At 68.1% G+C, this 13,740-nt stretch carries 10 protein-coding genes and 3 pseudogenes; 5 read left to right on the plus strand and 8 right to left on the minus strand.

What is annotated here, in order from left to right; genetic code table 11:
• Nucleotides 1-215 precede the first annotated feature (215 nt).
• A pseudogene (locus ABZY11_RS37045) lies at nt 216-515 on the minus strand (virginiamycin B lyase); the annotation flags it as partial.
• A 121-nt stretch (nt 516-636) separates the two neighbouring features.
• Here ABZY11_RS37045 and ABZY11_RS37050 point away from each other — a divergent pair.
• Complete coding sequence (locus tag ABZY11_RS37050) at nt 637-987, plus strand: isomerase (protein ID WP_356483385.1); 351 nt, start codon at nt 637-639, stop codon at nt 985-987.
• A gap of 134 nt (nt 988-1,121) precedes the next feature.
• Here the strand turns inward: ABZY11_RS37050 and ABZY11_RS37055 are convergent, their stop codons facing one another.
• Complete coding sequence (locus ABZY11_RS37055) at nt 1,122-2,186, minus strand: hypothetical protein (protein ID WP_356483376.1); 1,065 nt, start codon at nt 2,184-2,186, stop codon at nt 1,122-1,124.
• A gap of 101 nt (nt 2,187-2,287) precedes the next feature.
• On the opposite strand from ABZY11_RS37055, the pseudogene ABZY11_RS37060 reads away from it, so the two are divergent.
• Nucleotides 2,288-2,882, plus strand: a pseudogene (locus ABZY11_RS37060) (FAD-dependent monooxygenase); the annotation flags it as partial.
• Nucleotides 2,883-3,174: 292 nt separating this feature from the next.
• On the opposite strand, the gene ABZY11_RS37065 reads toward ABZY11_RS37060, so the two are convergent.
• A complete protein-coding gene (locus tag ABZY11_RS37065; RefSeq protein WP_356483377.1) occupies nt 3,175-3,708 on the minus strand; it encodes a GrpB family protein in 534 nt (177 codons plus the stop codon).
• A 1,013-nt stretch (nt 3,709-4,721) separates the two neighbouring features.
• Between ABZY11_RS37065 and ltrA the strand changes: the two genes are divergently transcribed.
• Nucleotides 4,722-6,125: a group II intron reverse transcriptase/maturase gene (ltrA, locus tag ABZY11_RS37070; RefSeq protein WP_356483378.1), complete on the plus strand. Its 1,404-nt coding sequence runs from the start codon at nt 4,722-4,724 to the stop codon at nt 6,123-6,125.
• Between the two features lie 138 nt (nt 6,126-6,263).
• Here the strand turns inward: ltrA and ABZY11_RS37075 are convergent, their stop codons facing one another.
• The 4 genes from ABZY11_RS37075 to ABZY11_RS37090 all read right to left on the minus strand — a co-directional run bounded on the left by ABZY11_RS37075 (nt 6,264) and on the right by ABZY11_RS37090 (nt 9,639).
• Nucleotides 6,264-6,614, minus strand: coding sequence for a helix-turn-helix domain-containing protein (locus tag ABZY11_RS37075; RefSeq protein ID WP_356483379.1), 351 nt, complete (start codon nt 6,612-6,614; stop codon nt 6,264-6,266).
• A 239-nt stretch (nt 6,615-6,853) separates the two neighbouring features.
• Nucleotides 6,854-8,224: an MFS transporter gene (locus ABZY11_RS37080; protein WP_356483380.1), complete on the minus strand. Its 1,371-nt coding sequence runs from the start codon at nt 8,222-8,224 to the stop codon at nt 6,854-6,856.
• Complete coding sequence (locus ABZY11_RS37085) at nt 8,221-8,865, minus strand: helix-turn-helix domain-containing protein (RefSeq protein ID WP_356483381.1); 645 nt, start codon at nt 8,863-8,865, stop codon at nt 8,221-8,223. The genes ABZY11_RS37080 and ABZY11_RS37085 overlap by 4 nt, the downstream gene beginning before the upstream one ends.
• 117 nt (nt 8,866-8,982) lie before the next feature.
• Entirely contained in the window at nt 8,983-9,639 is a 657-nt protein-coding gene (locus ABZY11_RS37090; RefSeq protein WP_356483382.1) for a Tn3 family transposase, read from the minus strand.
• A gap of 25 nt (nt 9,640-9,664) precedes the next feature.
• Between ABZY11_RS37090 and ABZY11_RS37095 the strand changes: the two are divergent.
• Together ABZY11_RS37095 and ABZY11_RS37100 are read left to right on the plus strand one after the other, a co-directional pair.
• Nucleotides 9,665-9,856 (plus strand): annotated as a pseudogene (locus ABZY11_RS37095) (winged helix-turn-helix domain-containing protein); the annotation flags it as partial.
• The gene (locus tag ABZY11_RS37100) at nt 9,853-10,908 is read left to right on the plus strand and encodes a HAMP domain-containing sensor histidine kinase (protein ID WP_356483383.1); all 1,056 of its coding nucleotides are present in this window, start codon (nt 9,853-9,855) and stop codon (nt 10,906-10,908) included. The pseudogene ABZY11_RS37095 and the gene ABZY11_RS37100, both read left to right, overlap by 4 nt.
• Before the next feature lie 115 nt (nt 10,909-11,023).
• Here the strand turns inward: ABZY11_RS37100 and ABZY11_RS37105 are convergent, their stop codons facing one another.
• Entirely contained in the window at nt 11,024-13,477 is a 2,454-nt protein-coding gene (locus ABZY11_RS37105; protein ID WP_356483384.1) for a GH92 family glycosyl hydrolase, read from the minus strand.
• Nucleotides 13,478-13,740: the final 263 nt, after the last annotated feature.

Below are 13,740 nucleotides of genomic sequence, written 5' to 3' on the forward strand. Positions count from 1 at the left end.
CTGCAGTACCGGCCCGACACCCTCGACGGCTTCATAGCCGGCACCGGCCTGGCCGTCGACACCCCAACGTCACCCTAACCAGCCGAAGTCAGTAACTCCGTGGTCGTCAGTCACCCAGAGGTGTTTCGCACGATGGGCGGGGCCTCCAACGCGATCAACGCGTCCTCGCGGTTGAGGAACCCGAACGGGGCGCTGTCCAAGGTGCACCCTCCGCCCACGGGTGCGGCGCTGGGGGTGGGGAGTGGGTGCATGACGATGTCTCCGTGGACAGTGATGCGGCCGATTGCGTTCGCCTGGTTGAGGGTGAACCACAGGGCCCCGTCAGGGCCTGCGGTGATGGCTGATGGAAAGGTGCCCGCATCGGGAAGGACGAACTCGGTGATCTCTCCCTTGCTGGTGATGCGGCCGATACGGTCGGTGTTCATCTCCGTGAACCACAGCGCACCGCCTGGACCGGTAGTGATACCGAAGGGTCCGCTGTCGGGCGTTGGTACGGGGAAGGATTCCGTTTCACCGCGGCCTCACCGTCGGCGGTGACGCGGCCGATCCGGCCCGAATGGCGCGGTAGCGGTCGGCTGAGCCGCCCTCCGTAGGATGGGAGCCGATCATGTGATCCCATCCGAGGAGCTGCCCGCCATGCCGCAGATCACCGTCGACTACTCCGGCCCGCTCGACGCAGCCTTCGACCGCCCGGCCTTCGCGCTCGCCCTGCACCCGATCGTCGTCGACACCGTCGACGCCCGCCTGGAGGCTTGCAAGACCCGCTTCCGCCGGGTCGAGGACTTCACCGTCGGGACCGAGACCGAGGGCCATGCCGTCCTTCACGTCGAGATCGGCCTGCTCCACGGCCGCACCGACGCGACAAAGGCCCGCCTCGCGGCCGCCGTGCTGGCCCTGGTCGCCGCCCAGGTCAAGCCAGTCGACGGCGTCACCCTGCACGCCTCCGTCGAGATCCCCAACCTGGACGCGTCCTACCGAAAGAGCTGACACACCCGCTTCCCGAACACAACGAACGAGCCACCCGCCGATTTCCCTGCCAGGACCTGGCCGCCGCCACAGTGAGGATCTGCGCAGTGCCGGTCTGCACGGCCTCGCGTGCTGACTGGCCTGCAGTACCTCGGTCAGGCAACGAGCCGTGCGATCAGAGCGAACAGTACGAGTACACCAAGCACGATCGCGGTGATCTGCCAGGTTCGTCTCTGTGAGGGAAGCACCAGCACGTGCGGCCCCCCGGAGGCGGGAAAGACGAAGTAGACCCTGTGCGGGTGTTCTGCCACGACAACTCGTGCGAGCCGTGTGTATCTGGCTGTTGCGTGACGTGCGATTTCCTGGTCTTGCGGGACGAGCAACGTCTTCAGGCTCGGGCCGAACTCTTTTCTGAGGTGATCTCGCAGGGGGTCGTCGTCGGCCAGGTTCGTCGGGGTCCAGGTGCCGCGTTCGCGTACTTGTTGGCGTGCGAGGTAGGGCACTCCGTATTCGGGGAGTTTGACCTCGTCGGTGCTGGGCGTTCTGGTGACGACGCCTTCTGTCCAGGTCACGGTCCTGCCCGTGCCTGCGCAGCGCTGGTGCTGCACGGTGCCGTCCCCGTCGCAATCGGGGCAGGATCGGGACCCTGTGGCCTGGCAGGTGGTGCACCGGAGCTGGCCGCGGCCATGGCATCCGGCGCATGCGGCGTCGTGGGCACCGCATTGCCTGCACTGGACACGACCGTCTGTGTCCTGTGCGGCCGGGCCCGCCGGTTTTTGGTTGGGGAAGCCGGTGCCGGCGCACCGCAAGCAGTTGTCGAGGCTGCGGCATTCAGTGCAGGGGCGGTACGGCTCGCAGGGGAGGTCGCCTGCGCCTTTGCAGCGTTGGCAGGCGACGTTGCCGTTGCCGCAGTCGCAGGATCGGTCGTCGACCGACCCTCGACGTACCAGTTTCAGAGTGCTCTGCTCGGACGGATCCCGGGGCGGCGGAATGCGGCGCCGGCTGATCGTGGTGTCGTACGCCGGAAGGTTCGAGAGGTCGAGAGGGCCGGCGTGAAAGCGCTCATTTTCCGTGCGGGATTCGACGCACCGTACGATCTTTCCCTCCAGGAGGGGATGCCATGTGATCGCGGCGGCACCCGGCGGCGTCACTGACAGGGTTTCCCCTCGCCCCTCGATCTCGTTCTGCACGGCCTTGAGGACTTCGTCGTCGCTCAGCACCCGTCTCCCCCAACGTCCTTGTGCGGTCGGCTCCCGATCCTCAGCCGGCATGCGCACAGGACAGTACCCAACCGCCGATCGGGACACCGGCAGTTCACGCCCTCGCCCGGCTGGTCGGCGACGGTTCCGTGGCTGTGTACGGCGTGAACCGCGCGCTCGTCGCCCAGCGCAACAGCGGCGGCCACGTCAAGGTATACGCCCAGTTCCGCGTGGAGCTGGACTGGTACACGAACCCGGACCGGCACATGGGTCTGAACCAGCGCGCGGGCCTGGGCCCGGCGGACGCCGAGGCCGTGCGATCAAGCCTGCTGGCCCTGTTCGACGGCTGGGCCGCTCCCGTCCTCGACCTCCTCCGCCACGGCACAGCTTTCGTCCACCGCCCCCTCTACGCCCTTCCCGTGTCCCACACCTGGGCCCATGTCTCCGGGGTGACGCTACTGGGCGACGCCGCCCACCTGATGCCCCCGTTGGGAGTGGGCGCGAACCTCGCGATGCTGGAAGGCGCCGAACTCGCCGAGTCCATCGCCGCCGCCCCCGGCCCTGGAGATCTGGACGAGGCCGTCCGCGCCTTCGAGGAACAGATGTGGGCACGGGCCGGGCAGGTGGGCGAACATCACGATGGCCGGTCTGGAACGCCTCGTGAGCCCGGACCCGTCCGAAGCCCTCGCCCTCTTCGACGAGGTCCAGCCTTCCTGACTGCCAAGCGCGAGAGCATGTCCCTGTCCGCCGGTTCCTCGCCCCCGGGATATCCCGGCGCGAATGAATGAGTTACTTCTGGTGCTCCGGCCCTGCGCCGACCGCCCGCTTGCGTTCTCCGACGCGGCGCTCGCGCAGTGCTGACTCGCACCGGGCCGTCCACGGATCGGCCAACTCCTCGATCAAACCGCCGAGATGTGCACGGTCAAGGCCGCAGAAAGCAGGATGGGACAAGGCCGCACGGGCTCGGTAATGCGTCACAACATCACCAACCCGTGCGGTCCGTTTCACGTCACGATGCGCTGGCGGCCCGAGCGGCGTAGGACTTCGCGACGAGTTCCTCCACCAGAGCGTTCTTCGCCGCCGAGTAGGCCGCCCTGCCCTTGCTGTCGGCATGGAACCGCTGCGCCAGGGCCGCCTTCAAGGCGCTGTAGCGGTGGATTTCATCGGGCCGCTGACGCAGGTAATCACGGAGTAGGACGTGATCAAGGTGGGGCTTTGAGTCTGCGACCACGCCGTACAGATGGTGTTCGGGCGCCGTAGGAGGGGCCTGGAATGCCTCCCGTCTCCGAATTCCCAGATCTCCTTCGTGTCGGTAGCCCTGCCCGGCGAGCCGAGAGATCAACTCGGGCATGACTGCCTCTTCGGGCACCACGATGTCGAGGTCGATGATCGGTTTGGCGGCGCACCCGGGCACGGCCGTACTGCCGACATGCTCGATGGACACAGCCAGATCCGCGACGTGAGGTGCCAATCGCTGTCGCAGATCCTCGAACCGCTCGGGCCATTGGGGGTCGTAGTCACTGACCACGATCATGTCAGTCATGTCGGCAGTCTCGCAGAATCGCCAGGGCCCCTCGCATCCCCCCCGGAGATCCCTGGCTATCGCGTACCGGGTCGCCAGCCCAGCCATCAGGGGCCGCACTGAACCACTGCCCGCCCCCGCTGACCCCGCCGTGGTCCCACACCCCCCGGAAGCGGTCAACGGTCACCCCGCAACCACCACCACAAGATCGCGGTGGACGTCGCTACCCGGGCGATCCTGGCGGCAGTCCTGTGCCCGGGCGGGACCCCGGCCGTGGATGCCGCCCTGTTGCCGGCGGAGATGGCGGTGCCTCACCCGGCGCGGCCGACGTGGCCTGATGACGTGGGGTGCCGGTAAGAACCGTGTCAGTGCGCCACGAGGCGCTGTTGCTTCGGACGGAGGTGGAAGACCACCGTCGCCTCGCCATCGTAGCGGCGAGGCGAAGCTGGAGGCAGCCTGAACCGGGGATCGCCGGGGAGGGCGAGAGCAGCCTCGACAAAGTCGGGTCGGCCCGGCACTGCCGGATGGGTCGGGCCCGGTGAGCGAGACGGGAAGGTATACGCGAGGAACCGGTGTTGTTACGCCTCTTGAGTTCTTGCCAGCTCCAATCCGGTGGATATGGGCTGGTCAGCGGTGCGCAACCGTCCGGAAAGGCGGGGAACTCCCGGTCCGGTATTGACAGCTTGGGCCGGGAGGCCACGACGAAGGTCTACGGCGTAGTCGTGGCGAGGCCGCAGGGGCAGAGCCGGGTGCCTAACCCGTCAACCGAACAGCAGTGAACGTGGGAACCGCTCGTGTCCGCTCCCCGCGACCCGGCCAGCCAGGCCGGACGGAGGGGATAGGCGCGATGCCTGCCGATGGGGGCGAGCGGGGCGGAGCCGTCGTAGTACTCGGAGCCGGGGAGAGCCCGGAACAGGGGGAAGGACGGCAGCGTGCCAAGCAAGGAGAGGAGTGCAATGCCCGAAGAAGCGCCGGTGAATACCGGCGCCGCGAGGTGGCCGGGTCCTGACTCAGCACACTTCGCGGTACGGGAGATGCAGATCAAGTTGCACCGATGGGCGGGAGAAGACTCCTCCCGCAGGTTCGGTGACCTGTTCAACCTCGTCTACGACCCGGCGTTCCTGGTGCACGCGTGGGAACGCGTGGCCAGCAACACGGGGGCGAGGACCCCAGGAATCGACCGGGCCACAGTGGCCCTGATCGAGACCTGGATCGGGGTCGAGGCGTTCTTGGAACACATCAGGGACTCGCTGAAGTCGGGCGTGTTCGAGCCGGTCGAAGTGCGACAGGTGATGATCCCGAAGGCGAGCGGCAAGCTCCGCGCGCTGGGGATTCCCACGGTCGCCGACCGGGTGGTCCAAGCCAGCCTCAAAGCAGTGCTCGAACCCATTTTCGAGGCGGACTTCATGCCGTGCTCGTACGGGTTCCGTCCCAACCGGCGGGCACACGATGCGATTGCCGAGATCCACCACCTGTCTTCCGGGGCCAACAAGTTCCACTGGGTCCTGGAGGCAGACATCAAGGCGTGCTTCGACGAGATCGATCACACGGCCCTGATGGACCGCCTGCGGGCGAGGATCAAGGACAAACGCGTCTGCGCGCTGGTGAAGGCGTTCCTGAAATCCGGGGTCATGACGACCTCCGGGGACCGGGAGGAGACACTGACCGGCACCCCGCAAGGCGGGATTCTCTCCCCGCTGCTGGCCAACATCGCACTGTCCGCGCTGGACGAGCACTTCGTCCGGCAGTGGCGGCAGGAGATGGGCAGCTACAAGCGGCGGGTCACGCGCAGGAAGCGCGGACTGGGCAACTGGCGGCTAATCCGTTTCGCGGACGACTTCGTACTGATGGTCTCCGGGGAACGCCGCCACGCCGAGGACCTGCGCGAGGAGGTGGCCGGCGTGCTCGCCCCACTGGGGCTGCGTCTGGCACCGGAGAAGACCCAAGTGGTCCATATTGATGAGGGCTTCGACTTCCTCGGCTTCCACATCCGCAGGCAGCGGAAACGAGGAACGCAGAAGCACTACGTCTACACCAAGCCGTCCAAGAAGGCGATCCAGTCGATCAAGGACAAGGTGAAAGACAGAACACGCAGATCAGACCTGCACAGGGACGTGGACGAGCTGCTGGCCAGCCTCAACCGCACCCTGCGCGGGTGGGCGAACTACTTCCGGCACGGGGTGTCGAAGGCGGTATTCAGCACAGTCGATGACCACGCGTGGCATCGGATTGTCCGCTGGATCTTCCACAAGCACTCCCGGCTCAGCTGGAAGGAACTGCGCCGTCGGTTCTGCCGACCGGGCAGTTGGAAGCTCGTCTGCGACGGAGTCGAGTTCACCGGCGCATCCAGCGTCAAAGTGATCCGTTACCGCTACCGCGGCAGCAACATCCCGACCCCGTGGACACCACGACCGGCAGCCGCCAGCACCGGCGGCTGACCACCGGTCAAGGCACGTGGAGCGCCCGTTGCGTGGAGACACGCACGGCGGGTGCGGCGGGCGGGTCGGGGAAACGGGCTGGTCGCAAGGCCAGTACCGCGCCCCGGCCCGACCCAACCCAGCCGCAAACGGCGGTGATCAGTCCTTGGGCCTGGCCTGCCGAGGCAGCTCGGCCGTGTTGGTCGCCTCGGCGAGCGCCTGGCGGCCGCCCTTCGGCTCAGGCACGTAGTTGTAGATGGTGTTGCGGGAGACGCCGAGAAGCTTCGCGATCGAGGTCACGGTGTTCCCGGGGCGGGTGAGCGAGTCGCGGGCGTGACGTACTTGCTCCGGCGTCATGGCCGGCGGGCGGCCGAGCCGGGCGCCGCGGGCGCGGGCGGTGTCCAGGCCCTCGTTGGTGCCCTGCACGTGCGTATCCCACAAGATCGCCGGTCCGTACAGCCGGAACGGGGCGAGGAGATCGGCGGTGTCGTCATCCGTAGGCTGTTGCACCCCCAGGTCGCATAGATCGTACAGAAAAGGGCCATACGGCATTTCTTGAGCACACCGAGTTTTTGACACCGTTTTATGTGCATGATCCGGCGCCGATCCGGCCGCAGACGTGCACTTACCGATCCTGCTCAACAATCGATAGATGAGCGTCGTGCGAACGAGCCGTGTGTTCGCGAGCACGCGCGGCGCCTGTCGGTCACCCGTGCGCTTGTGCGGTCTTCGGGATATTGGTCCTGGCGTTACTGATCGGCATGTTGCTGAAGGGGGCCGGAGCCGACGGCGCTCGGGGAGGACGCAGTGTGTGGCTGAGGCGTTGCGGCCGGGGTCGGGGATGCGAGCCCGCTGCGGCGAATCCACAGGAGAGCTCCTGCCAGCAGCACGGTGCCTCCCAGTAGCCACGGCGGCGGGCCTGACGGAAGGACACCAATGATCAAGCCGGTGAGTGCTGCCACCAGTTGCAGAGCGAGAGACTGGACGGACAACGCGGTGGCCCGGCCCGAACTTGAGACGCGGCGGTGCAGGAGGTCGTTCTCACTCGGCCCCGCCGCGCCAAGCCCGAGGTAGACCAGGCCGTAGCCGATGGTCGCGAGGACCATGGAGCCCACTCCTGTGAACGCAGCGGTTGCGCCGAGCAGCAGCAGGCCACTCGCGCTCGCGCCGAGGCTCACCATGACCGCACGCTCGCCACTGCCTGCAAGCCGGGCGGTCAGTGGTGCAAGGTGGCTGCCGATACCCGCGCAGATGAATCCGGCGCAGGCGAGTGCGGCAAAGAGCACCGCCCCCGACTCCGACGCGCCCGTGAGGGCCGCGGCACGGCCCGGCGTGAGCAGTTCGATCGCGGCCAGGGCGCTGCCGGTGGCCCCTGCGCTGAGGAACACCCGGCGGACCAGCGCATCGCGGCCCCCCAGCCGCAGTCCGCCCACGATGGTGGCCGGGATGCCTCGGAGTACATCGCGCAAGGTGGCCGCCGGTCGGGGCGGCTCCCGCAGAGCGGTCAAGACATACAGCACGAAGGCGATCTCGACCGCTGCGCCCAGCAGCATCGGAACAGAGAGGGGCAGCACCAGCTCGGACGTTGCCTCGCTCAGTCTGACGCCGAGGTCGGGGCCGAGTCCGAGCAGCCAGGGAAGGGCACCGCCGAGCAGGGTACCCGTGGCGAGCGCGGCGGATGTCGCGGAGCCGCCGCGGGCCAGTCCGGTGCGCAGTTCGGCGTCGGGGCCGGAGTGCGCCTGGACGGTGTCGACGTACCAGGCTTCGGCCGGTCCGCTGGACAGGGCACGGCCCGCGCCCATCAGGGCCATGCCGAGGCCGAGCAGCCAGGGAGCAGTGCCCAGGCCCACTAGGGTCAAGGCGGCCAGGTTCAGCAGGCCTGCGGCGGCCAGAACAGCGCGGCGCCCGAGGACGTCGGACAGTCCTCCGGTGGGCAGTTCCAGCGCGGCGGCGGTCAGGGAGTGCGCGGCGAAGAACCCCGCGATGGCCGCCAGGGCCATGCCGCGCTCGGTGAACAGCAGGATGAGGGGAGCGATGCTCAGTCCCAGCGGCAGCCAGAACAGAACGCAGACCGTGATGTAGCGGCGGCGTGCGGTGTGTATGCCCAGCGGCCCGGTCATGACGCGTCCTCGGTATCTGTCCCCGCAGGGGCAGAGGCGTCCGCCGCAGTGGCGGGGTCGCGCGGCGCCAAGGGCAGCCCGGCAGTGAGGAATACGACCTGCGCTGCGCGCGGATCTTCTGCGTCGCGGGTGGTCAGTTCCTCCAGCTTCCGGCCAAGCACCTCCCAGAGTTCGATGAGCGACTCGGGGGTCAGGCGGGGCATCAGGTCGTTGATTCCGGACGGCTCCACCCACTCCTGCCCCAGCCGCCCATCGGCGATGTCGGCCTCGTGCCGGGCGAGAGATGCCTCCAGGTGCTCGATCTGGGCGCGGCGCGACAGGCTGACCCAGGCGCGGCTGCCCGGCGCGGCCTCCATTGCCTTGTTGCTCCAGGAGGTCACGGAGTGCACCGCCTGCCAGCGGCGCTCCCGCCCGTCACGGTGCTCGGCCTCGGCGACGAACGCGTACTTCGCCAGCACCCGCAGGTGATAGCTGGTGGAAGCGGATGACTCCCCAGTCCTGACCGCGAGTTCGCTCGCGGTGGCCGGGCCGTCCTGCCGCAGCATCCCGAGCAGCCGGATGCGCAGAGGGTGCGTGAGGGCCTTCAGGGCTGCTGCGTCCCGCTCGGGATCGAGTACGCGTTTCTGCTGTTCGCTGACCATGACGGGAGGGTAGAGCGATCCAGAGACTTTCCAAAAGTATTTTTGCAGAAATTCTTTTGGAAAGTTTGCTGGTAGCCCGTGTCACCGGCACCGCATCGGTGACGGAACTGGACAGCCTTACGCGTCCGCACCTTCCTCGAACGGCTCCTCATCGCCCGCTGTGCGGGGGCCGGGCACGGTGACCGCGGTGAGGTTGAGGCGGGCGGCCATGTCGAGGTTCACCTCGCCGTACGGGCGCACATGGGACCAGAACAGCGGGGTCAAGCCACGCCGATCGGCAGGCGTAAGGAGGTCGTCCCACTCCGGCTCGCCCAGGACGTCCTGGAGCATCAGGGTGTGCACGTAGACCAAGGCCGATTGCAGGATCCGCCGGCACAGCACGAACATCTCCTGCTCGTCGCGCCGGTTCGAGGCCATCTCTCCGACCTTGCCGTAGGCGATCACGGAGTTGGCGCCGTTGGAGGACTCCATGACGTTCAGGCCCTCCTCGATCTCCCGCTGGAGGTCGCGCAGCCGCAGGTAGCGGGCGACGAAGATGGCCTTCTGTGCGCGGCCGACCTCCAGCATCGCCGCGTACGTGGGGTGGGACGCGTTACGGGTGAAGCGCCGAAGGATCGCCTCGGTGGACGCGGTCCGCGTACGGATCGCCGCGGCGCAGTTGATCATCTGGTCGTACTGCTGAGCAATGAGTGCCCAGCGGATCGGGCGGGTCAGCGCCGGAGTCAGCCGCGGGTAGGCGCCCGGTTCGCCGGCCACTGGCCGGTACAGCTTCACTTTGTTGATCCGCTTGATCTTCGGCCTGGAGCTGCTGATGCGCGCCGACGGCGGAGTCCTGAGCGCCGAGTACCTCCTCGACAAAGCCTGGGACGTGCACACCGACCCCTTCACCAACGCGGTCCGCCTCGTGGTGCACACCCTGCGCAAGAAACTCGGCGAACCCCGGCTGGTCCACACCACGATCGGCGCGGGCTACTACATGGGCACCGCATGAGACGGCCCGGACACAGACCGCGCTGGCGCGCGCCGAGGCAGCGGACACTGAGCATCCACGGTCGGCTCTTTCTCGGCTTCGCCACCGCCCTCGGAGTGTGTGCCGCGCTGATGGTCGCGATCATCTACGTCGGAATGCGCTTCCTGCCCACGTACGACTTCAGCACGACCGTCATCGCCCCGGACGCCCCCTTCCGGCCCGCGTCCCCCGCCCCGACCGCAGAGCCCCGCCGCCCGGCCGGCCCCACCCCAGTCCAGGGCCAGAAGATCGATCACCTGGGCAGCATCTCCAGCAAGGAAGACGTCTGGAACACGGTCCTGCTGGTGTCCGCCGGCGGGGTGCTCCTGGTGATGACACTCGGCCTCGGCACCAACTGGCTGCTGTCCAAACGGCTGCTCGCCCCCCTGCACGCCGTCAGCGAGGCCGCAGCCAAGGCGGCGGACGGCAACCTGACGGAACGTATCCATGCCCAAGGCCCCGAGGACGAGCTCAAGCAGCTGGCCGACACCTTCGACACCACGCTGGCCCGCCTGGAGCAGTCCTTCACCGCACACCAGCGGTTCGCCGCCAACGCCTCCCACGAACTGCTCACCCCTCTGGCCACCACCCGGGCCGCCCTCCAGGTCGCCGCCGACGCCCCGACCAGCGAGGAGCTCGCCGAACTCACCCCGCTGCTCCAGGAGACCAACGAACGCAACATCAGCGTCGTACGGGCCCTGCTCGACCTCGCTGCCGCGGACCACGCCCCCTTCGACCCCGACCCGGTGGACCTCGCCGACCTCGCAGAACGGGCCGCCGTCGCTCGCGCTGAGCAAGCGGCGGCGAACGGAGTCCGCCTCACCGTGGACACCGAACCCGACTGCGAGGTCATGGGCAACGCCGCCCTCCTGCGGCAGCTGATCCTCGACCTCCTCGACAACGCCCTCACCCACAACGTCCCCGAAGCGGGCTCGGTCCACCTCGCCGTCATCCAGGACGAGGCGCCTACAGCCGGGGCAGCCTCTGCGGCAGCGGACGCGTGCGGTTGTCCCTCCGGATCCGACTGCTGCTGACGCTCCCGCCCGAGCCCGTATCGGTCGAAGCCACAGTGTGATGGTGACGTCGACCGATACTTGGGCCTCCGATCGATAGATGTCCGGCCGTCACTCACCGGATGGAATCAGTGGGTCAGTGAGGCAGGGTGCCCGGGTCGGTCGCCCAGCCGGTGTCGGCGCGGTCGCTCAGCTCGAACGACAGGGAGCCGCCTCGGCGCACGAACGAGCCGTCCACCCAGGAGGACTCGTGCCTCCTGTCGTCGAGGCTCACCGAGTCCACGTACAGGTTGGTGCGGGATGTCCGGGGAGCGTCGACCGTGATCTCATCCCGGTCTCCGACGCCCGCGATGACGGCGTGCGGGAAGACCGGAGCGCTCAGCAGCAGGTCGGCCGAGCCGGGCGCCTTCGGGTAGATGCCGAGCGCCGCGAAGACGTACCACGCCGACATGGTGCCGAGGTCGTCATTGCCGGGGAGGCCGGCGGGACCCGTCCCGTACACGGTGTCGAGGATCTGGCGGACGGTCTCCTGGGTCTTCCACGGCTTGCCGAGCGCGTTGTACAGCCACGGAGCGTGGATGCCCGGCTCATTGGTGGGGTCGTAGCGCAGCGCGTCGCCACCGCGGATGGACCAGGAGCCGTCGGGCTTGTGGAAGAAGTCGTCCAGGCGGGCCGCTGTCTTGTCGCGTCCGCCCATGGCGGTGGCGAGCCCCTGGACATCCTGCGGCACCATCCACAGATAGGTGGTGGCGCTGCCCTGGGCGAAGCCGAGTTGGGAAGCGGGGTTGAACGGGGTCACCCAGGAACCGTCGGCGTTGCGGGCCTGAATGTAACCGGCCGTCGGGGTGGCTGCGGGGTTGAACACGTTCCGCCAGTAACCGCCGCGCTCGCTCAGCGTCTTGTACTCCTCGTCACGGCCCAACAGCTGGGCCCACTGCGCGAGAGCCGCGTCGGCGACGGAGTCCTCGAGTGTCTCGGCGGCGCCGCCCCAGCAGTGGCACTGATCCTGGGCGGCGTAGCCGGACTTCATGTACTGGGCGAGGTTGGGACGATTACCCTCGCACTGGCCCGGGCAGCCGGCGTCCGACAGCCCGGAGGGGTGCGGCACGGTGGCCTGGCGGTAGAGGGAGTCGAAAGCACCCTGGACGTCGAAGTTGCGCACGCCCATGGCGTAGAACGTCGCCAGGGTGGCCGCCGAGGGATCGCCGGTCATCACGTGGGTGGCGCCGCTGATGTGCACCCAGCGGTCCCAGACCCCGTCGTTCTGCTGCGCGAAGTTGTACAGCGACTGGGCGAAGTCGCCCGCGACGCGCGGTTCGAGCAGGGCGAGGAGCTGCACCTGGGCCCGGTACTGGTCCCAGCCCGAGAAGTTGCTGTACTGCGCCTTCTGGCCGCGTGCGAGCGCGTGGACCTTGCGGTCCATGCCCACATAGGTGCCGTCGCGGTCGCTGATCAGGTTGGGCTGCTGCAGAGCGTGGTAGAGGGCGGTGTAGAAAGCGGTACGGCGGTCCTCGTCGCCCCCGCTGATCTTCACGGACTTCAGCGCACGGTCCCAGGCACCCTTCCCGGCCTTCGCCACGTCCTCGACGCCCGCGGTCGGGGCGATCTCACCGCGCAGGTTCGCCTCCGCACCGGCCAGGGAGACGTACGAGATCCCGATGCGCATGCGGACATCGTTGTCATCCGCCGTGTCGAAGGAGACGTAGCCGCCGGAGCCCCGGCCGGCCCGGGCCGCGCCGGTCAGGTAGCCCTCGCCGCCGTCGGCGCTGGTGGACCCGGGGGAGAGCTGGTCGTCGTGCCAGGTCCCCACGCCGGAGAAGCCGCGGTCGAAGGCGGCGGTGAAGTACAGGCGGTAGTAGCTCTTGCGGTTGTTGTTGGGGGTGCCGCCGTTGGCGCGCCGGCCGCAGAACGCGCCGGTCTCCACCCAGCCGGTGACCTTGTTGTGCGCGGTGTCGATGTCGACGTGGGCGTCCTCGCTGCCGTTCAGGGAATTGGAGACCCGGAACAGCAGGTTGGCGGGCCTGTCCTTGGGGAAGGTGAAGTCGGCCACGCCGGCTCGCTCGCTGACCGCCAGGTCGGTGGTGACACCCGAGTCGAGGCCCACCCGGTAACGGCCCGGATCGGCCGTCTCGTTGGTGTGCGAGAAGTTCGCCGCGTACTTCGCGTCCTTGGTGTCGGCGGTGGGTGAGGAGTCGACAGCGCCGGCGAACGGCATGATGGGCACGTCACCGGCTGCTCCGGGGTGACACCCCGCGCCGTTGACGTGAGTGAGGGAGAAGCCCCGCAGGCGGGTGGTGTTGTAGGAGTATCCGTTGGCGGCGGCGGTGTTGGTTTGGTCGCCCGCGGTGCTGGTGGGCGACCAGGCGATCATCCCGAAAGGCACATTGGCGCCGGGGTAGGTGTTGCCGCCGTTGCTGGTGCCGATGAGCGGGTCCACGTACTCAACGGGGTGAGGAACCGGGGCCGCCGCGGTGGAGTCGGCGATTGCTGCGGGACTTCCCAGGAGCGGGAGGAGCAGCCCTGCCGAGATCACGGCGACGCCGACGGCGGTGGCCGGACGACGGTCCCGTGTTCTCCGGAACTTTTGCATGATGAAGCACTTCCTTTTCGTGCGTACTTGGTATTCCGGGCTGCCCTTGTGGAGTCCAGTTCCCGGAACGATCGTGAAGATAGAAAGGGCGCGCAGGTACGGCAAGGCTCCCGGTGCTACTTCGGATGAATTCGTCGTGAACCGTGGCATGTCGAGGTGCGGGGGGCTCGTTACTGACTTCGGCTGGCTAGGGTGACGTTGGGGTGTCGACGGCCAGGCCGGTGCCGGCTATGAAGCCGTCGAGGGTGTCGGGCCGGTACTGC

It is taken from the genome of Streptomyces sp. NPDC006510, from assembly GCF_040611955.1.
Taxonomy (GTDB): domain Bacteria; phylum Actinomycetota; class Actinomycetes; order Streptomycetales; family Streptomycetaceae; genus Streptomyces.